Annotated in this window: 15 protein-coding genes; 8 read left to right on the top strand and 7 right to left on the bottom strand. The window is 66.0% G+C overall.

What is annotated here, in order from left to right; translation table 11 throughout:
• Nucleotides 1–29 precede the first annotated feature (29 nt).
• Both HOP53_RS08495 and HOP53_RS08490 read right to left on the bottom strand, forming a co-directional pair.
• Entirely contained in the window at nt 30–1070 is a 1041-nt protein-coding gene (locus HOP53_RS08495) for a CmpA/NrtA family ABC transporter substrate-binding protein (RefSeq protein ID WP_234269615.1), read from the bottom strand.
• A complete protein-coding gene (locus tag HOP53_RS08490) occupies nt 1067–1699 on the bottom strand; it encodes an ANTAR domain-containing response regulator (protein WP_234269614.1) in 633 nt (210 codons plus the stop codon). The genes HOP53_RS08495 and HOP53_RS08490 overlap by 4 nt, the downstream gene beginning before the upstream one ends.
• 464 nt (nt 1700–2163) lie before the next feature.
• On the opposite strand from HOP53_RS08490, the gene HOP53_RS08485 reads away from it, so the two are divergent.
• From HOP53_RS08485 to HOP53_RS08475, 3 genes are all read left to right on the top strand, one after another.
• Nucleotides 2164–4932: a nitrate reductase gene (locus tag HOP53_RS08485; RefSeq protein WP_234269613.1), complete on the top strand. Its 2769-nt coding sequence runs from the start codon at nt 2164–2166 to the stop codon at nt 4930–4932.
• Complete coding sequence (cobA, locus tag HOP53_RS08480; protein ID WP_234269612.1) at nt 4892–5839, top strand: uroporphyrinogen-III C-methyltransferase; 948 nt, start codon at nt 4892–4894, stop codon at nt 5837–5839. The genes HOP53_RS08485 and cobA overlap by 41 nt, the downstream gene beginning before the upstream one ends.
• 170 nt (nt 5840–6009) lie before the next feature.
• Nucleotides 6010–7074: an AI-2E family transporter gene (locus tag HOP53_RS08475; RefSeq protein WP_234269611.1), complete on the top strand. Its 1065-nt coding sequence runs from the start codon at nt 6010–6012 to the stop codon at nt 7072–7074.
• Nucleotides 7075–7104: 30 nt separating this feature from the next.
• On the opposite strand, the gene HOP53_RS08470 is transcribed toward HOP53_RS08475, so the two are convergent.
• The 3 genes from HOP53_RS08470 to HOP53_RS08460 all read right to left on the bottom strand — a co-directional run bounded on the left by HOP53_RS08470 (nt 7105) and on the right by HOP53_RS08460 (nt 9554).
• Nucleotides 7105–8466 (bottom strand): HD domain-containing phosphohydrolase, encoded by a 1362-nt coding sequence (locus tag HOP53_RS08470; RefSeq protein ID WP_234269610.1) that lies wholly within the window; start codon nt 8464–8466, stop codon nt 7105–7107.
• Between the two features lie 87 nt (nt 8467–8553).
• Entirely contained in the window at nt 8554–9039 is a 486-nt protein-coding gene (locus HOP53_RS08465) for a peroxiredoxin (protein ID WP_234269609.1), read from the bottom strand.
• A gap of 92 nt (nt 9040–9131) precedes the next feature.
• A complete protein-coding gene (locus HOP53_RS08460) occupies nt 9132–9554 on the bottom strand; it encodes a GFA family protein (protein ID WP_234269608.1) in 423 nt (140 codons plus the stop codon).
• 185 nt (nt 9555–9739) lie between these two features.
• Between HOP53_RS08460 and HOP53_RS08455 the strand changes: the two genes are divergently transcribed.
• Complete coding sequence (locus HOP53_RS08455) at nt 9740–11029, top strand: phospholipase D-like domain-containing protein (protein ID WP_234269607.1); 1290 nt, start codon at nt 9740–9742, stop codon at nt 11027–11029.
• Here HOP53_RS08455 and HOP53_RS08450 read toward each other — a convergent pair.
• Entirely contained in the window at nt 11023–12135 is a 1113-nt protein-coding gene (locus HOP53_RS08450) for a histone deacetylase family protein (protein ID WP_234269606.1), read from the bottom strand. The genes HOP53_RS08455 and HOP53_RS08450 overlap by 7 nt on opposite strands.
• 54 nt (nt 12136–12189) lie before the next feature.
• Nucleotides 12190–13089 (bottom strand): LysR family transcriptional regulator, encoded by a 900-nt coding sequence (locus tag HOP53_RS08445; RefSeq protein WP_234269605.1) that lies wholly within the window; start codon nt 13087–13089, stop codon nt 12190–12192.
• Nucleotides 13090–13220: 131 nt separating this feature from the next.
• Here HOP53_RS08445 and HOP53_RS08440 point away from each other — a divergent pair, with 131 nt between their 5' ends.
• The 4 genes from HOP53_RS08440 to HOP53_RS08425 are packed head-to-tail and all read left to right on the top strand — an operon-like array spanning nt 13221 to nt 17918.
• A complete protein-coding gene (locus HOP53_RS08440) occupies nt 13221–14195 on the top strand; it encodes a TAXI family TRAP transporter solute-binding subunit (protein WP_234269604.1) in 975 nt (324 codons plus the stop codon).
• A gap of 21 nt (nt 14196–14216) precedes the next feature.
• Nucleotides 14217–16130 carry a TRAP transporter permease gene (locus tag HOP53_RS08435; RefSeq protein ID WP_234269603.1) on the top strand — a complete coding sequence of 638 codons (1914 nt, stop codon included), beginning with the start codon at nt 14217–14219 and terminating at the stop codon, nt 16128–16130.
• Complete coding sequence (locus HOP53_RS08430) at nt 16127–17560, top strand: acyclic terpene utilization AtuA family protein (RefSeq protein ID WP_234269602.1); 1434 nt, start codon at nt 16127–16129, stop codon at nt 17558–17560. Before HOP53_RS08435 ends, HOP53_RS08430 begins: the two co-directional genes overlap by 4 nt.
• Nucleotides 17547–17918, top strand: coding sequence for an AtuA-related protein (locus HOP53_RS08425; protein ID WP_234269601.1), 372 nt, complete (start codon nt 17547–17549; stop codon nt 17916–17918). Before HOP53_RS08430 ends, HOP53_RS08425 begins: the two co-directional genes overlap by 14 nt.
• Nucleotides 17919–17926: the final 8 nt, after the last annotated feature.

Here is a 17926-nt window from a genome sequence, read left to right as displayed (position 1 = left end):
CGGACATTGGTCCATACCGGCCGTGCACATCAATGGTGCGTTGCGGCATCGAAATGCACAGGGCTGTAGCACGCGGCCAACTGACCGGGCGAGAAGCGCCCCCCCTGGGCTTCCAGCTGCCTGGCGATGGGCTCGGCGAAGTGCAGCGCATCCTGCGGGGTGGGGCGCAGCATGCCGGCACCGAAGAGGCGCTGCCGAATGGGCTCAACGTCGAGTTCGAGCGACTCCAGATGCCGTACCGAATGGTCCAGGTAGGGCGGCAGGGCGAGCCATGCCAGCGCCTGTCGGCGGTTCTCCGGCGAGGCGGCCAGCCACTCGCTGGCTGCCACCAGGGCGCGCAGCAGGGCACCCAGGGTGGCCGGGTAGTGCTCGGCCCAGGAGCGGGTCACGCCAAGTACTTTCTCCGGGTGGTCGGGCCACAGCTGGTCGCCGGTTGCCACCAGCCGTCCGGCGCCGCAGTGTCGGGCCAGGGTGCCCCATGGCTCGCCGGCGCAGAAGCCGTCGATCTCTCCGCTGCGCAACGCCTCCACCATGCGCGGCGGCGGCAGGGCCACCAGCTCCACGTGGCGCTCGGGATCGATGTCGCCGAGGGTCAGCCATTCGCGTAGTTGATAGTGCTGGCAGGAGTAGGGATAGACCATGGCCAGGCGGGGGCGCTTGCCGTTGCCAGGGCCGCGCAGCCAGTTGCCAAGTGCCAGCGCGCTGACGACCGGGGCGTCGCCTAGCGTCGCGCCGCTGGCCTCGCTCAGGGCCGTGGAAAGCGTCACGGTGTTGCCGTTACGGCTGAGTAGCAGCGGGGCCAGGGTGTCGCAGGGGGCCCGGCCCAGCCCCAGGCTCATGGCCAGCGGCATGGGCGCGAGCATCTGGGCGCCGTCGAGCAGGCCGGCAGCGACCTTGTCGCGCAGGGTGGCCCAGGCGTTCTCCCGCGAGAGGGAGACGTCGAGCCCCTGGTCGGCGAAGCAGCCGCGTTCGCGCGCGACGATCAGCAGAGCGGCATCGAGCAGCGGCACGAAGCCGAGGGTGAGGCGTGCCAGTTCCGGCGAGGTGGCGTGATGGTGCGGGTGGCTCATGAGCGGGGACCCCGTTTGTCGGCGGTTCGCCCCTGGGGCGATGTCAGGTTCAGGCGCTCGAGAACGTCGATGACGTTATCGGCGACCTCGGCGATACGCTGGCCGCGATCCATGGCCAGCTTGCGCAGCATGCGATAGGCCTGCTCCTCGTCGCAGGATTGATGCTTCATCAACAGGCCCTTGGCACGCTCGATGCGCTTGCGCTCGGCCAGTTGGTTGCGTGCCTTGTCGAGCTCCTGGCGCATGCTGTGAAAGGCATCGAAGCGGGCAATGGCCACCTCGACGATGGCTTTGACCCGCTCGGGCACCAGGCCATCGACCACGTAGGCGCTGACCCCGGCCTTGAGCGCGGCCTGCAGCATGTCGGAGTCGTGCTGGTCGGCGAAGAACACCACCGGCCGTGGGTTCTCGCGGTTGAGCAGGGCCATGCTCTCCAGGGTGTCGCGGTCGGGGCTCTCCATGTCGATGATCACCACGTCGGGCTGGTGACGCGCGACCATCTCGTTGAGGCTGGCGGGGCTCGTCAGCCGGCAGATGACCCGGTGCCCCTCGGCCATCAGCGCTTCCTCGACCATGGCGGCGCGTACTACCTCGTCGTCGACCAGCAGAATGTTAAGGGGTGAGGGCATAGGCGTCGCTCGTGTCTGACGTTATCGGGGCTGGCTCTGGTTTTGCTACCGAGCACCTGGCAAGAAACCTGCAAGAAACATTCCAGTTACGCTTTTTTCGCACCCATGGTCACGCTCGACGTCACTCTCCTGGCGGGCGTAAGGCTGCACGGTGGCGCCTGCATTGGCCGCTCGGCACTAGCCTGGTGCATGGCCGGGCCGGAGCGCCGGGTCATGGTGCGAAGCAGCATGAAACAAGTCACTGGGCGTCAAGGCAAAGCGTGACATCTGCCTGAAAGGGGATGGTTATTCTCGCCATGGCACGCTTTCTGCTTGATCCATATCAGTAAATATCGACATGGGCGCACCGTCAGCGCCCGAGCGGCAACGACGCCCGCCAACTTTCCCTCAGCATGATCCGGGGGAGTTGGCGGGCGTCGTCGTTTCGAGATCGTCGTTTCAAGAGTGCTCCAGAGGAGATCGACATGCGCGAAGCCCGAACCACCTGCCCCTACTGCGGCGTTGGCTGTGGCGTGGTGGCCAGCGTCGAGAAGAACGAGATCGTCGACGTGCAGGGCGACCCGCAGCACCCCGCCAACTTCGGTCGTTTGTGCGTGAAGGGCTCGGCCCTGCACGAGACGCTGGGTCATGGCGGTCGTCTGACCCGGCCCATCGTCGACGGTGTGGAGAGCGATTGGGACACTGCGCTGGATGCGGTGGCCAGCCGCCTGCGGAAGGTGCGTGACGCTCACGGCCCCGAGGCACTTGCCGCCTACCTTTCCGGGCAGCTGCTCACCGAGGACTATTACGTCGCCAACAAGCTGTTCAAGGGCTTTCTCGGTACGCCGCACCTGGATACCAATTCGCGCCTGTGCATGGCCTCGGCGGTGGCGGCCCACAAGCGCGCCTTCGGCGCCGACGCGGTGCCGTGCTGCTACGAAGATCTCGAAGAGGCCGAGCTGGTGGTGCTGGTGGGCTCCAACCTGGCCTGGAACCATCCAGTGCTCTATCAGCGTCTCAAGGTGGCCAAGCAGCGCAATCCGCTGCTGCGGGTGGTGGTGATCGACCCGCGGGTGACCGATACCTGCGAGCTTGCCGATCTCTACCTGGGGCTCAAGCCGGGCAGCGACGCCCGCCTGTTCACCGGGCTGCTGGCGTGGATGGCTGCACGCAACAAGCTCGACCGGGTCTATCTGGAGGCGCATACCCAGGGCTTCGAGGAGGCGCTTGCCGCGGCGCGGGAGCAGGATGCCGGTGTGGAAGCCATCGCCGCCGACTGCGACCTGGATGCGGAACGTCTGGAGACCTTCTTCTACTGGTTCGCCAGCCACCTGCATGTGGTCACGTTGTTCTCCCAGGGGGTGAACCAGTCGAGCAGCGGTACCGACAAGGGCAACGCCATCATCAACTGTCACCTGGCCGGCGGCAAGATCGGCCTGCCGGGGGCGGGGCCGTTCTCGATCACCGGCCAGCCCAACGCCATGGGTGGGCGCGAGGTGGGCGGGCTGGCCAACCAGTTGGCCGCCCATATGGATTACGACACCCCCGGCGCGCGGGACCGTGTGACGCGTTTCTGGGCCACCGAAGGGCTGGTGCCGTGCCTGCCCGAAGGGCCGGGGCACAAGGCGGTGGCGCTGTTCGAAGCGATCGAGCGCGGCGAGGTGCAGGCGCTGTGGATCATGGCCACCAACCCGGCGGTGAGCCTGCCGCGCACCGACCGGGTACGCGCGGCGCTGGCGAAATGTCCGCTGGTGATCGTTTCCGACTGCATGGCCAATGCCGACCTGCTGGCCTATGCCGACATCGTGCTGCCGGCTTCGAGCTGGTCGGAGAAGGATGGCACCGTGACCAACTCCGAGCGGCGCATCTCGCGCCAGCGCGGCATCCTGTCACCGCCGGGCGAGGCTCGGCACGACTGGTGGGCGCTGTGCGAGGTGGCCAAGCGGCTGGGCTTCGGCGAGGCTTTCGGCTACACCCACCCCAGCGAGATCTTCGACGAACACGCCCGGCTTTCGGGCTTCGAGAACGGGGAGGGGTCGGATGAGCGGCGCCGAGTATTCGACATCTCCGGCCTGGCCGGGCTCGACCGCGCCGCCTACGATGCCCTCGAACCAATCCAGTGGCCGGTCAATGCCGCCGCCCCCCGCGGTACCGCGCGGCTGTTCACCGACGGCCGCTTCGCCACGCCCAACGGGCTGGCGCGGATGGTAGCGGTACGTTCGCGTCCGCCTGCCCAAGAGCTGGACGCAGCGCGCCCACTGCGGCTCAACACCGGGCGTATTCGCGACCAGTGGCACACCATGACCCGCACCGCCCGCTCGCCGCGGCTGATGAACCACCGCGCCGAGCCGTTCATCGAGATCGCCCCGGAAGATGCCGCTGCGCTGGGAGTGGAGGAGCAGGGCCTGGCCCGCCTGCAAGGCGTCGGCGGCCGCTATGTCGGCCGGGTGCGGGTGTCGCGCGGACAGCGCCGCGGCGAGGTGTTCGTGCCGATGCACTGGAACGGCTACTTCAGCGGCTCGGCCCTCTCCGGGGCGCTGATCGATAACCATGTCGACCCGGTTTCCGGCCAGCCGGAATCCAAGCACGGGGCGGTGGCGCTGGCGCCGCTGGCGGTGGAGTGGGAGGCCACCCTGCTGGTGGCGGACGACCTGGACGTGGCGGAATCGCGCTGGTGCGACCGCAGCCGGTACTGGGCGCGGATTCCGCTGGGCGCCGCCCATCGCTGGCAGTTGGCCGGCGGAGAGCCGACCAGCGCCCACGGTGAGGTGGAAAGCGCCTCGCCGGAGTGGCTGAGCTGGCTCGAGGCGACCCTGCCGGTGCCGCCCACCCTGTGGTGTACCGACCCGGCCAGCGGGCGACTGCGTGCCGCGGGTGTCGATGACGCCGGGCGGCTGCGCTGGTGGTTCATGTCGGGGCCGCCCCGGGAGCTGCCCAACCTGGCCTGGCTCGCCGAGCGCTTCGGCGAGGCGGCCAGTGGCGAGAGCATGGCCGCCGAGCACCGCCGCCGCCTGCTGGCCGGCTGCGACGATGGCGCCGCCAATCAGGGACCGGTGGTATGTAGCTGCCATCAGGTGGGTCAACGCGCTATCCTAGGAGCCATCCGTGAAGGCGACGACAGCGTCGAGGCGCTGGGCGCCCGGCTAGCCTGTGGCACCCAGTGCGGAAGCTGCATTCCGGAGCTGAAATCGCTGATCGAAGAGGAGAAGGCCCATGCGCTCGCTGAGCCAATTGAAGACCCTGCTGTCGCCTGAGGCCTGGCTCAAGGCGCTGCTGCCGAAAACGCTGGGTCAGGCCGCACTGTCGCGCCTGCACGGCCTCGGCCATATCGTGCGCTCGCCGTTCGGCGGGTCGCGCACCACGCCGGCACCCACCGTGACCTTGGACGGCGATTGCCGCGCCGGCTGTGTCTACCTGGTGGGGGCGGGCAGCGGTGACGTCGAGTTGCTCACGCTGAAGGCCGCGCGTCTGTTGCAGCAGGCCGATGCGGTGGTCTACGACCGCCTGGTGGGTGGCGACGTGCTGGCGTTGATTCCCACCGGCCGCGAGCGCTACTACGTGGGCAAGGAGCGCGGCCACCACAGCGTGCCCCAGGCCGAGATCGGTGCGCTGCTGGTGAAACTGGCACAGCAGGGTAAATCCGTGGTGCGGCTCAAGGGCGGCGACCCCGGCGTGTTCGGGCGCATGGGTGAGGAACTGGCCGCACTGGCCGAGGCCGGCATTCAGGCCGAGATCGTGCCGGGCATCACCGCCGCCTCGGCGGCGGCGGCCGGCATGGGCATTCCGCTCACCGACCGCGCCCACGCCCAGCAGCTGCGCTTCATCACCGCTCAGCTGTGTCGCAAGGACGGCGAGCCCGATTGGGCCACCCTGGCGCGCCAGGACGAGACGCTGATCTTCTACATGGGGCTGACCAAGGTCGAGGCTATTTGCGCCGGGCTGCGCCGCAACGGGCTGCCCGACGACTGGCCGATCATGCTGGTGGCCAACGCCAGCCTGCCCGAGCAAGCCTCGCTGGTGGGTACCCTGGTCGACATGCCGGCCAAACTGGCCGCCTCGCCGCTGCCTTCACCCTGCCTGATCGTGGTGGGCAGCGTGGTACGCATGACCGAGACAACCCCCGCCGGAGCCAAGGCGCTGGCAGCGCCGACGACACCGTAACGCTCGTCACTCAGGAACACGCTCTTGGCTTCTGCTTATTAGGTGCAGCATGCTGAAGAGAGCTAGGCTATGTCTGAAAAGTCGGCGAGCGCAGCCAGTTTTCGGACACAGGCTAGGCTGATTCACGACGCAGTTGGGCAGGATGCCCTCTCTCACGGCAAGGAGCTGCCATGCAGGAAATCGAGCGGAACGAGAGTGCGCTCTCACGTTTCACCCGACGCACGCTGATCGTCATCGGGCTGGCCAGCCTGGTGGCGGTGCTGATGTTTTTCGCCAGTCAGCTCATCGATGTGATGCTGCTGGTCTTCGCCAGCATTCTGGTTGCCGTGGCCATCGACGGTGCGGTACGGCTGTGTCAGCGCTATCTGCCCTTGAGTCGCCCCTGGGCGCTGATGCTGGCGTTGCTGATGATCTGCCTGATCATGGTCGGTTTGGGGGCGCTGATCGGCCCGCGTCTCGGCGAGCAGTTGCCGCAGTTGCTCGCCGAACTGCCCCAGGCGTTCCTGCAATTTCTGAACAACTTTCGTGAGCTGCCCGGTATCGAGGCTGCCATGGCGGAAGTCGAAGAGCCGGCGCAGCTCATCGGTGCCCCCGTCATCGACTATTTCACCAACTTTTTTTCCACCACCTTCGGTGCCATTGCCAGCTTCTTTCTGATTCTGCTGATCGGCTTCTATCTGGTGCTCAGCCCGGCCAAGTACATCGGCAACGTGCTGCTGCTGTGCCCGCCCGCCAAACGCGACAGGCTGGCCCAGGTGCTGTGCATGCAGGGCAGGGCGCTGCGCCTGTGGCTGCTTAGCCGGCTCGTGTCGATGCTGTTCGTGGGCGTTTTCGTGGCGTTGGGGCTGGCCTTGCTGGGTGTTCCCATGGCCGGTGCTCTGGGCCTGGTGGCGGGACTGTTCACTTTCATCCCCTACCTGGGGCCCGTCATCGGTGCCATTCCGACGCTCTTGATCGCGTTTCTCGAGTCGCCCCAGCTGGCGCTGTACGCGCTGATTCTCTATTTCGTGGTTGAAACCCTGGAGTCCAACCTGGTGATGCCGCTGGCTGCCAAGGGACTGGTGCGACTGCCGCCCGCCTATACCGTCATCGTGCAGCTGGCCGGCGCGGCCATCGCCGGGGTGGCCGGCGTGATTCTCTCCACCCCTATTGCGGTGGTGGCCGTGGTGACGCTGCAGGCGCTCTACATCAACGATGTGCTGGGGGACGACATCGAGGTGCTGGGCGGCCGTTAGGCGACCCGGGCGTTCGTCGCGCCCGGGTACTCATGAACGGTAGACCAGTACCGTGTAGTTTCTCCCCTCTATTTCCTCGAAGTTCTTGAGCTTCTCCATGAGGTGCTTGTCGAGCCGTTTGCCTTCGTGCAGCAGCAGCATGCCGCTGGCGGAGTAGATGTCCTGGGCCAGGATCATGCCCGGCTTTACCTGACTGGTTTCCAGCGAAATGACCGCCTTGCCACCGGTCTGCAGGTCTGGCGCCTTTTCGACACACAGCTTGACGAAATCGTGGCACAGATCGGGATCGTAGATGCGTCCGGCAAACTTGCGCAGCAGCGCCAATGCTTGCGGGCGCGGAACCTCGCGCGGCAGGACCATGCCGCGCTGCAGCTCGATGAAGTCCACGGCCAGCCCCAGCAGGCGTGAACCATAAGGAATGGCATTGCCTTCGAGGCGATCGGGAAAACCGCTGCCGTTCCAGCGCTCGCGGTGATGGCGCACTATCTTGGCTGCTCGCTTCAGTTGCGCCATCGCCATCAAGTGGCTCTCGCTGCTGGCCGGGTAACTCTGATAGGTAGTCCGCTCCTGGGCCGACAGCTGCTCGGAGGGTGTGACAAGCAAATGGTCGTCCCAGGTGAGCTTGCCCATGTTATAGAGGGCCGCTGCCAGCTCCAGGTCGTGCTGCAGCGTATGATCGAGTGCGTGTGTCTCGCAGAACGCCGTGATCAGGGCGGAAACCTGGTCGTTCGTCTGCAGATGACGCGGCAGTCGCTGCTGGAGAAGGTCGGCTATCACGCGCGCTGTCGTCACATGGATGTGAAGCAGCTCATCGTACGCCTTCTCCAGCATGTCGGATGTTTGCTTGAGCTCTTGCTGGGTTGCCTCGATGCGTTGTTCCAGCGTGGTGTTGAGTGCGAGCAAGTTCTCGTTCTGAACCTGCAGCGATGCCTCGTGCTGCAGCCGTTCGCGCCGGGCGCCAAGTTCTTCCAGCGACCGGCGAAGTAGCCGGCGGAGTCTGTCCGCGTCCCAAGGCTTGAGGATACAGCCGTAGACCCCCCCTTCATCGATGGTGCGGAGTGCCTCATCGAGGCCGGTGGCGACATCGATCAGGAGCAGACGGATACTGTCCGGCCAACGTGCCTGGATGAGCCCCAGCCCTGTGTGTCCATCATGGCCGGACGTACTCGCGTCGCATAGCACCAGATCGACGGGTTCAAGCTCCAGAGTGGCCACTGCGTCCTTCATGCTTACCGCTCGCAGGACGTGAAAGCCCACCTGCTCCGCCATCTCAGAGAGTTGCGATAGTGTCTCTGGGTCTTCGATGACCAGCAGCAGTGTTGCCGGCTCGGGATCTGACTGAGCCAGTGTCTGCGCCGGCTGATGTTCTACGTCGCCTATCGAGTCGTCCAAGCAGCTTCCCCCCACCCTGGTGACAAACTTTGCCGCATTCGGCTTTATTTAGGGTTATCGGCGGATGGGCGGGAAGCTTTAGGGCGCTCAGCTCGGCAGGTGTTGGAGAATGGTATCGACGCTGCTCTTGTCGACCACGCCACGCTCGGTATCGACACCCACGTAGCTGACCACACCGTCCTCGGCGATCAGCGCGAAGCGCAGGCTGCGAATGCCCATGCCGGCGCCGCTGGCGTCTTTCTCCATGCCCAGGGCACGGGTCAGCTCGGCGTTGCCGTCGGCCAGCATCAGAATCGCCTGGGCGTTCTGATCCTTCTGCCAAGCGCGCATCACGAAGGCGTCGTTGACCGACATGCAGGCCAGCGTATCCACTTTTTCCAGCACCTTGTCGGCCTTGATCACGAAGCCCGGCATGTGGGTATTCGAACAGCCTGGGGTGAAAGCGCCGGGTACGCCAAACAGCACGACGCGCTTGCCGCTGAAGATGTCGCTCGTGGAGATATCCTCGGGGCCGTCGGGCCCTACGGTCTTGAGAGTGACGTCAGGGATCTTGTCGCCTACCGAGATGGGCATGGGCAGCTCCTTGTCTGGGGTTGGGGTCTTGGCATCGCCTGGATACTGTAGAGCAATTCCTTAATCAGGGGCGTTGCCGAATGTAGCAAGTTTCAGCTGCCCTGATAGGCATCGAAGACTTCCTGGCCGGTCATGTTGTGGGTCTCGTTGGCGAAACGGTAGTACTCGGGCTTTTGGTCGATGAAGATCTGGCTGTCGAAGGTCCAGGCTTCGCCGCCATCCACCAGGCCCACCGGAATGGCATAGTGATCGCCGGTCTTGAGCCGGTAGAAGAGGTGGGTGCCGCAGCGTTTGCAGAAACCCCGCTCCGCCCATTCCGAGGAGGAGAAGACCGTTACGTTGTCCTCGCCTTCGATCTCGACCTCGCTGACCGACTCCAGTGCCAGCAGCGGTCCGCCGCCCCAGATGCGGCACATGCTGCAGTGGCAGGCGCCGACATTCTGCTTATGGGTGGCGACCGTTATGTTGACGGCACCGCACAAGCAACTGCCGCGTGCATTCATTCCATCCTTCATCCGTTTTCTCCTGCTGTTCCACGACGGAAAGGGTTACCGACTCCAGCAGTGTAGCCATACCGGCACCAGGCCACTCATGTCCTTTACACGCTGAATGCCTGCACGTCCAACGCAGCCCGGCGAGCGGTGAGAGGGGAAAATTTGCTACGGTGTGGGGAGTCAAGTGATGCCAGGGAGGCGGCACATTGAAGCGACGCACGAAGCTCAAGTGGATTGGGGGCACCGCGCTTTCGGTAGCGATCCTTTTTGCTGCCGGAAATGTCTTGCTTTCCAACCTGACCCCCATGCCCAAGCGTCTGGTCGAACCCGTGGTCGTGGAGTATGGCCTGGATGACCCACGCTTCCTCAGGACGCTGGAGCATATTCTTCCGCATCCCCTGGTCGGGGGAAATCACATCGAGCACATCGAGGGCGGCGAGGCGATCTACGCGGCCAAGCTCGACGCCATCGCTGAGGCGCAAGACTCCATCAACTTCGAGGTTTTCGAATTCTTCGGCGACAGGGCGGCGGCGGCCTTCGCCGACGCGCTGGCCGAGGCGGCCGAACGGGGCGTGGCCGTGCGCGCGTTGCTCGACTACGTGGGTACCATGCCCGCCGAGGAGGAGCATCTCGAGCGCATGGCAGAGGCGGGGGTGGAGGTGATTCGCTGGCGCGAGCCCTCCTGGTATCAGCTTCCGCGGTTCAATCACCGCACCCACCGCAAGCTGCTCGTCGTCGATGGCGAAATCGGCTTTACCGGGGGCGCCAACGTCACCGACAGCTGGCTGCCGGACGATGATGCTCCGGGTTACCGCGACCATCACTTCCGCATTACCGGACCCTTGGTGGGCAACATGCAGGCGGCCTTCGTCGAGGTCTGGCTCGAGGCGAGCGGGGAGCTGCTGCATGGCGACGACTACTTCCCCGAGCTCGAACCCCGGGGCGAGCTGCTCATGCAGATGGTCAGTAGCAAGCCTCGTGAAGGCATGCATCGCATACGCATGATGTTCAAGTACGCCATTGCCGCCGCCAGAGAGCGTATTACCATCTCTTCGGCCTATTTCTATCCCGATCCCAGCTTCCTCGATGCCCTGATCGAAGCCGCAGAGCGAGGGGTGGAGGTGCGGATTCTGGTGCCCGGCGACAGCATCGATTACGGCTTCGTCAGGCACGCCTCGGTGAATCGCTGGCGTCCGATGCTGGAGGCGGGTGTGGAGATCTACGAGTATCAGCCCTCCATGTACCACGCCAAGCTGATCAGCGTCGACGACCGCTGGGCCAGTATCGGCTCCACCAACATCGACAATCGCTCGTTTCGCATCAACAAGGAGGGCAACGTCAACGTCTACGACGAGGACTTCGCCCGCTACGTGCGCGGGCTGGTCGAGGACGATCTCGACGATGCCATTCGCTATACCGTCGAGCGTTGGGAAGAGCGCCCTTGGCACAAACGCCTGGCGGGCTGGGTGAGCATGATCGCTGGGGCGCATTATTGAGCGTCGGGGTCATCGGCGACGAAGGCGCGACGGTGAAAGTCCGCCGCTGCCTTGGCCTCGGCAACGCCGATGAACCCGGGTTCGGGGGCGGCTGCGCCGGCTAGCACCTCCAGTACCGTCCTCACCCCCCGTGACAGCGAGAGCAGGTGATAGCCGCCTTCCAGCACGAAGACCAGCCGGCCATCACAGTGTTTTTTGGCCAGCACCTGCAGCATGCTCGTCATGGCGGCAAATCCCTCGTAGGAGACGTTGAGCGCCAGATCGAAAGGGTGGGGGTCGAAGCCGGCCGATACCAGAATCAGGTCCGGCTGGAACCAGTCTGCAGCGGGGATGAGGATGTCCTCGAAAGCTCTGAGGTAGGCCCGATCGCCGGCGCCTGCCGGCATGGGCACATTGACGGTGGTGCCTTCTCCGAGGCCCACCCCGACATCCTCGAGGTTACCGGTACCGGGGTAGAAGGGAGAGGCGCGGTGTATGTCGAAGAGCATGACGTCAGGGTCGGCCCAGAAGATATCCTGGGTACCGTTGGCGTGATGAGCATCCCAGTCGACGATCAGTACGCGTTCGCAGCCCAGCTCGGCCCTGGCATGAGCCGCGGCCACCGCCACGTTGTTGAACAGGCAGAAGCCACGGGCACGGACGGGTTCGGCGTGATGGCCGGGTGGTCGAACCAGGGCGAAGGCACTTTTGCTTCGCCCCTGCATGACGGCTTCTACCGCTGCGATGGTCGTGCCGGCGGCGACCTCAGCCGCGTCGACGCTGCCGGCGGAGACCGCCGTCGTGTCCACGTCTAGCCAGGCGTTCTTACCGCGCAACTCGTAGATGTGGTCCAGGTAGGAGCTAGTATGAACGCGTCCCAACTGCTCCCTGATCGCTGGCTTGCCGCTCTTGAAGCGCAGGCCGGGGATCGGTTCGAGCTCTAGCAGGTTGAGAATGGCACCCAGCCGCCCGGCGTGTTCCGGATACTTCCAGGGAACATTGAGCGACGCGAGCAGTTGGCGGATGCGGCGGTCCATGCGGCCGGGCAGGAAGGAGGCTTCGCCATCCGGCTGGTGGGACAGGACACGCTCGTCATAAAAGGCGATGACGCTGTTGGGCTCGGCCACGTGCAGCTCCTGCAGGACAGGTGTCGTTTTCACAGGATAGCCGCTTGCAAAACGCTAGCCGCCTAGATCCAAGGTCGTCTGCTGAATCAGAGCGCGCAGCGCGGCGGCGGCGGCCGAGAGCGGGTGACGGTGACGAATGACGATACCCAGCGGCCTTTCCACGTCCGGCGTCGTCAACGGCCGGTACTCGATGCCCTGGGTGGCAATCTGACGGAAGCTGAGCCGCGGTAGCACGCTGATGCCGAGCCCGGCGGCGACCATGCGACCCACGGTGGCGATCTGGCTGGCGTCGCAGAGGATCTCCAGCGGCTCGCCCACCTCGGCCATGATGCGGTCGATCTCCTGGCGCGAGCTGGAGAGACGGTTGATGCCGATGAACGGATGACCGGCCAGCTGTCGCCAGGCCAGGCTTTCATGTTCCAGCAGCGGGTGGCCGCTGGGACACACCGCCACGTAGCGGTCCATCAGCACCGGCTCGAAGGCCAGCTCCTCGGTGTCGTGGGGCGCCACGGAAAGGCCCAGGTCGGCGCGCCCCTCACGCACCATCTGACTGACCTGCTCGGCCAGCACGTCGTGCAGACTCAGGTTGATGCGCGGATAGCGGGCGTGGAAGGCGGCGATGATGCCCGGCAGCAGGCCCGCCGCCAGGGTGGGCAGGGCGGCCACGGTGACCTTGCCGCGTTGCTTGGAAAAGCGCTCCTCCAGATCCTCGAAGGCCTCGGACCAGTCGTTGAGCAGGCGCACCGCCACCGGCAGGAAGGCCTCGCCCTCCGGGGTCAGGCTGAGCTGGCGCGTGGTGCGCGAGAACAGCGCGCCGCCCACCGCCTCTTCCAGCTTGCGCAGGGCGATGGAGATCGCCGGCTGGGAGAGGTGAATGCGCTCGCTGGCTTCGGCCAGGCTGCTCGATTGGGCCACGGCGACGAAGGCGCGCAGCTGCTTGATGCTGGGTCTCATTTAGAAAGTAAAACACAATTTAAAAACAATTCAATATACAAAACAGATACGCCAATCCAAGCTGCTTCATGGGGAAACCCACCTGCAACACGACAAGAACAAGCCCGCAAGCCGGGCCCAAGGAGCCACTCATGAAGCCAACGCTGAAGACCCTGCTGGCCGCCGCCGCCAGCGCCACCTTTCTCACTGCGGGCATGGCACAAGCCAACGAGCGCCTGCTGATCGGCTCGACCTCCAGCTCGTCGAGCCACTACGGCTACTTCGTCGCCGTCAACCAGATCATCAACAGCCAGGTCGAGGGCGTGAGCGCCTCGGTGGCGGAAACCGGCGCCACCGTCGACAACCTGCGCCGCCTGAGCCGCAATCAGATCGACATGGGCCTGGTCACCACCAACACCGGCTATCACGCCTATGCCGGTCAGGAAGACTTCGACGGTCGACCTGTCGACAGTCGCCTGCTGTGGGTCTATACCGTCGCCCCGCAGAATGTGGTGATGCGTCAGGATGCCGGCGTTTCCACCCTCGATGAGCTGGAGGGCGTGCGCTTCAATCCGGGCATCACCGGCTCTGCCACCGAGAAGACCACCGAGGCGGTGATGCGCACCCTGGGCATCTCGCCCAACTATGTGCGCGGCTCCACCACCGACATCGTCGATGCGATGAAGGATGGTCGGGTAATGGGCTCGGCCAAGTCCGGCGTCGGCAACCGCCTCGACGGTTCGAGTATGGATATCGCCACTTTCACCCCGATCAGCGTGATCTCGCTTACCGACGAGCAGGCCGACACGCTGCGCGAGGAAATGCCCGACGTGGCCATCGTCGACGTGCCCGAGGGCGCCGGCGATGGCATTCCGGCTTACACCACCTGGGCCTTCGGCGTAGCCGTACACGCCCACCCGGACCTCGACGAGGAGACCGCCTATCAGATCGTCAAGGCGGTGATGGAGAACCCCGAGCCCCAGGCCAACGCCTTCTCCGCGGTGCGCGACGCCGACCTGGCGAAGATGACGCTGGAAGTGGGCACCGTGCCGTTGCACGCCGGGGCGGCCCGCTACTTCGAGGAGCAGGGCCTGGAGATTCCCGACGCGCTGCGGCCCGTCGAGTAACGGCCAGGGGAGACGATTGCCATGCGCGAGAACCTGACCAAACTGCTGGCCCTCTTGCTGGGCGGGCTGATCCTCTACACCTCGGCGACCGGCCCCTTCGAGAGCATGGTGCAGAGGGGCATCTTTCTTGCGCTGGTGATCCTGCTGGGGCTGACACTCTATCCGCTGGGCGCGGGAAAGCGCTGGCGCCCGCTGGGGCTGGCCTGCGACCTGGGGCTGGCAGCCGGCGTGGTGCTGGCCTGCGGCTACGTGGTGATGAACTATGAGCGCATTCTGGTCGAGCTGCCCTGGGCCACGCCGCGGGACATGCTGTTCACCGCCGTGCTGGTGGTGGCGGTGCTGGAGCTGTCGCGGCGCGCCATCGGCGTGATCTTCCCGCTGCTGGTGCTGGCGGGCCTGGCCTACGCCTGGCTCGGCGCGGCGATTCCCGGGCCGCTGGGGCACCGCGGCTTCGATCTTTATTACATTACCGAGACCCTCTATCTCGGCGATCTCGGCGTGTGGGGCATGCTGGTGGGCGTGGCCGCCACCACCATCGCCGCCTTCGTGCTGTTCGGCTGCCTGCTGCTGCACACCGGCGGCGGCCAGACCTTCATGGACCTGGCGCTGCGCATCAGCGGGCGCTCGCCGGGCGGCGCGGCCAAGGTGGCCACCGTGGCCTCGGGGCTGTTCGGCATGGTCAGCGGCAGCGCCGTGGCCAACGTGGCCACCACCGGCAACTTCACCATTCCGATGATGAAACGCCTCAAGTACCCGGCGCCCTTCGCTTCGGGGGTGGAGGCGGTGGCCTCCACCGGCGGGCAGATCGCGCCGCCGATCCTTGGTGCGGCGGCCTTCATCATGGCCGAGATTCTCGGCGAGAGTTACCTACGCATCGCCCTGGCGGCGCTGCTGCCGGCCATCCTGTTCTATCTCGGCGTGTTCCTGACCATTCATCTGGTGGCGCGGCGGCGCAACCTGCAGGTGGTGCCCGACGAGGAGCTGCCCACCTGGCCCGAGGTGCTGCGCCCGGAGCGGATCATTCCCATCCTGGCGGCGCTGGGCGGGCTCTTCTACGGCGTGCTTTCCGGGCGCTCGATCCAGATGTCGGCCTTCTACGGCATTCTGATGACCATACTGACCTTCGTGCCCTTTGCCCTGCTGGCGCGCACCCCGCTGCGCGAGATCGCCGGCAAGCTGCTCTCGGGGCTGATCGATGCCGGCAAGGGCATGGTGATCATCGGCGTGCTGCTGGCCGGCGCGCAGATGCTGGTGGCGATGATCGGCATGACCGGCATCGGCGTGACCCTGGCCAGCCTGATCGTCAACGTGGGCGGCCAGTCGCTGTTCCTGGTGGCCTTCATCGTCGGCGGCGTGTGTCTGATCCTGGGCATGGGCATTCCCACCACGGCGGCCTACGTGCTGGTGGCCTCGGTGCTTGCCCCTGCGCTCACCAGTATCGGCGTCGAACCGCTGATCGCCCACCTGTTCGTGTTCTACTTCGCCACCCTGTCGGTGATCACGCCGCCGGTGTGCGTGGCGGTATTCGTCGCGGCGGGCATCGCCGGTACCAACTGGCTGCCGGCGGCGGGAGAGGCAGTGCGCCTGGCGGCGGCGATCTATGTGATCCCGTTCCTGCTGCTGATCTATCCCGCCCTGGCCGGCTTCGGCAGCGCCATCGACATTCTGCTGGCCAGTTCCCAGGGCGTGGTGTTCGTGCTTGCCTTCGCCACGCTGATGTCGCGGGTCGCCGTCACCGGCAGCCGGCTGCTCGATGTGGCGGGCTTGGGGCTGGTGGTGGGCCTGGCGCTGATTCCCGGCTGGCTGACCACCACCGGCGCATTGCTGCTGCTGGTGGCGCTCTACGCCCGGCGGCGTCAGCGCCTGGCATCGGCTCCGGCCGCTGAGAAGGCCCCGGGTGCACATGGCATGACGGCCAAGGAGACCCACTCATGACCTTTCTTTTGGGCAGCGGGGCCGGCTTTTCCGGCGACCGTACCGATGCCGCCATTCCCGTGGTGAAAGAGCTGATCCACCGTGGCCAGCCCGCCGCGCTGATCTTCGAGACTCTGGGCGAGCGTACCCTCGCCGCGGCCCACCGCGCCCTGCGCGACGACCCGACGGCGGGCTACGAACCCTTGTTGGAGGAGCTGCTCACCCCGGTGCTGGACGACTGCCTGAAGCACGGCATCGCCATTCTCGGCAACTTCGGCGCAGCCAACCCGGACGGCGCCTGTGGCGTGGTGGCCGAACTGGCTGCCCGCAGCGAGCGTGGCGGGGCGAGGATCGGCCGGGTGTACGGCGATGACATCCGCTCACGGCTCGGTGAAGTCGATCTCGAGCGATGGGAAGCGGAGAGTCGCGAACTGCCCGGCGAGGAGGTGCTGATCTCGGCCAACGTCTATCTCGGTGCGGCACCGCTGGTCGAGGCGCTGGAGCTTGGTGCCGAGGTGGTGGTCAGCGGCCGTGTGGCCGACCCGGCGCTGTTCCTGGCGCCGCTGGTGCACCACTTCGGCTGGGCCTGGAACGACTGGGACCGCCTGGCCGCCGGCATGATGGCCGGTCATCTGGGCGAGTGCGGTGCTCAGGTCACGGGCGGCTACTTCGCCGACCCCGGCTGCAAGGAGGTGCCGGGCCTGGCCCAGGTCGGCTATCCGATCATCGAGGTGGAGGAAGACGGCAGCCTGGTGGTGACCAAACCCGCCGGCACCGGCGGCACCGTCACCGAGCGCACGGTCAAGGAGCAGCTGCTCTACGAGGTGCACGACCCGGCCAACTACCTGACCCCCGACGTGGTGGTGGATCTGTCCGCCGTACGGGTAGAGCAGATCGGCCCCGACCGGGTGGCGGTGCGCGGAATTCGCGGCAAGCCGGCGCCGCAGCGGCTCAAGACCACCGTCTGCTACGAGGGCGGCTGGCAGGGCGAGGCGGAGATCTCCTACGCCGGCCCCAATGCCTTGGCTCGGGCGCAGCTGGCCGCCGAGGTGTTGCGCGAGCGGCTGACCTTCCGCGCGCCGCCGGAGCTGCGCACGCGGCTGGACATCGTCGGCCACGCCAGCGTTTTCGACAGCGATGCCGGTGATCTGCAGCGCAGCGTGCCGGCAGCCGCCAGCGGCGACTATCGGCTGCGCCTGGCCGCCGAGCACGTCGAGCGGCGCTGGGTGGAGCGCGCGACCCAGGAGCTGCTGGCGCTCTACTGTGCCGGTCCGGCCGGTGGAGGCGGGGTGCGTCGCCAGTTTCAGCGGCGCGTATGCACCGCCTCTTACCTGGTGCAGCGCAGCGACGTGGAAGCCTTTGCCGCCCTGTTCGATACAACCCAGTTCGATACCACTGAGTTCGAGACTAGTCCGGTCAACAAGGGGAGGATTGCCCATGCGGCACGCTGACGTGAACCAGGCCGCAAGCCCCCGGGCGGGGCATGCGGTCGCCCTGCACCGCCTGGCCCATGCCCGCGCCGGCGACAAGGGCGACCGGCTCAACCTGGCGCTGTTTGCCTATGAGCCAAGCCACTACGACACCTTGGTGGAGCAGGTCACCGAAGAGCGGGTGCTGGCGCTGTTCGCCCATCGCGGTGCCAGCTGCGTGCGCCGCTACCTGATGCCGGGCCTGGCCGGCATGAACCTGGTGATCGATGATGTGCTGCAAGGTGGGGTCAACGGCGCCCTCAATCTGGATGGCCACGGCAAGACGCTCTCCTATCTACTGCTGGGCATGAGCGTGACGGTCGAAGACGCTTCACTCTAGCTCTTGCA

It is taken from the genome of Billgrantia ethanolica (genome assembly GCF_021404305.1).
In the GTDB taxonomy this organism is placed as follows: domain Bacteria; phylum Pseudomonadota; class Gammaproteobacteria; order Pseudomonadales; family Halomonadaceae; genus Halomonas; species Halomonas ethanolica.
This window is presented reverse-complemented; position numbering and strand designations above follow the sequence as displayed.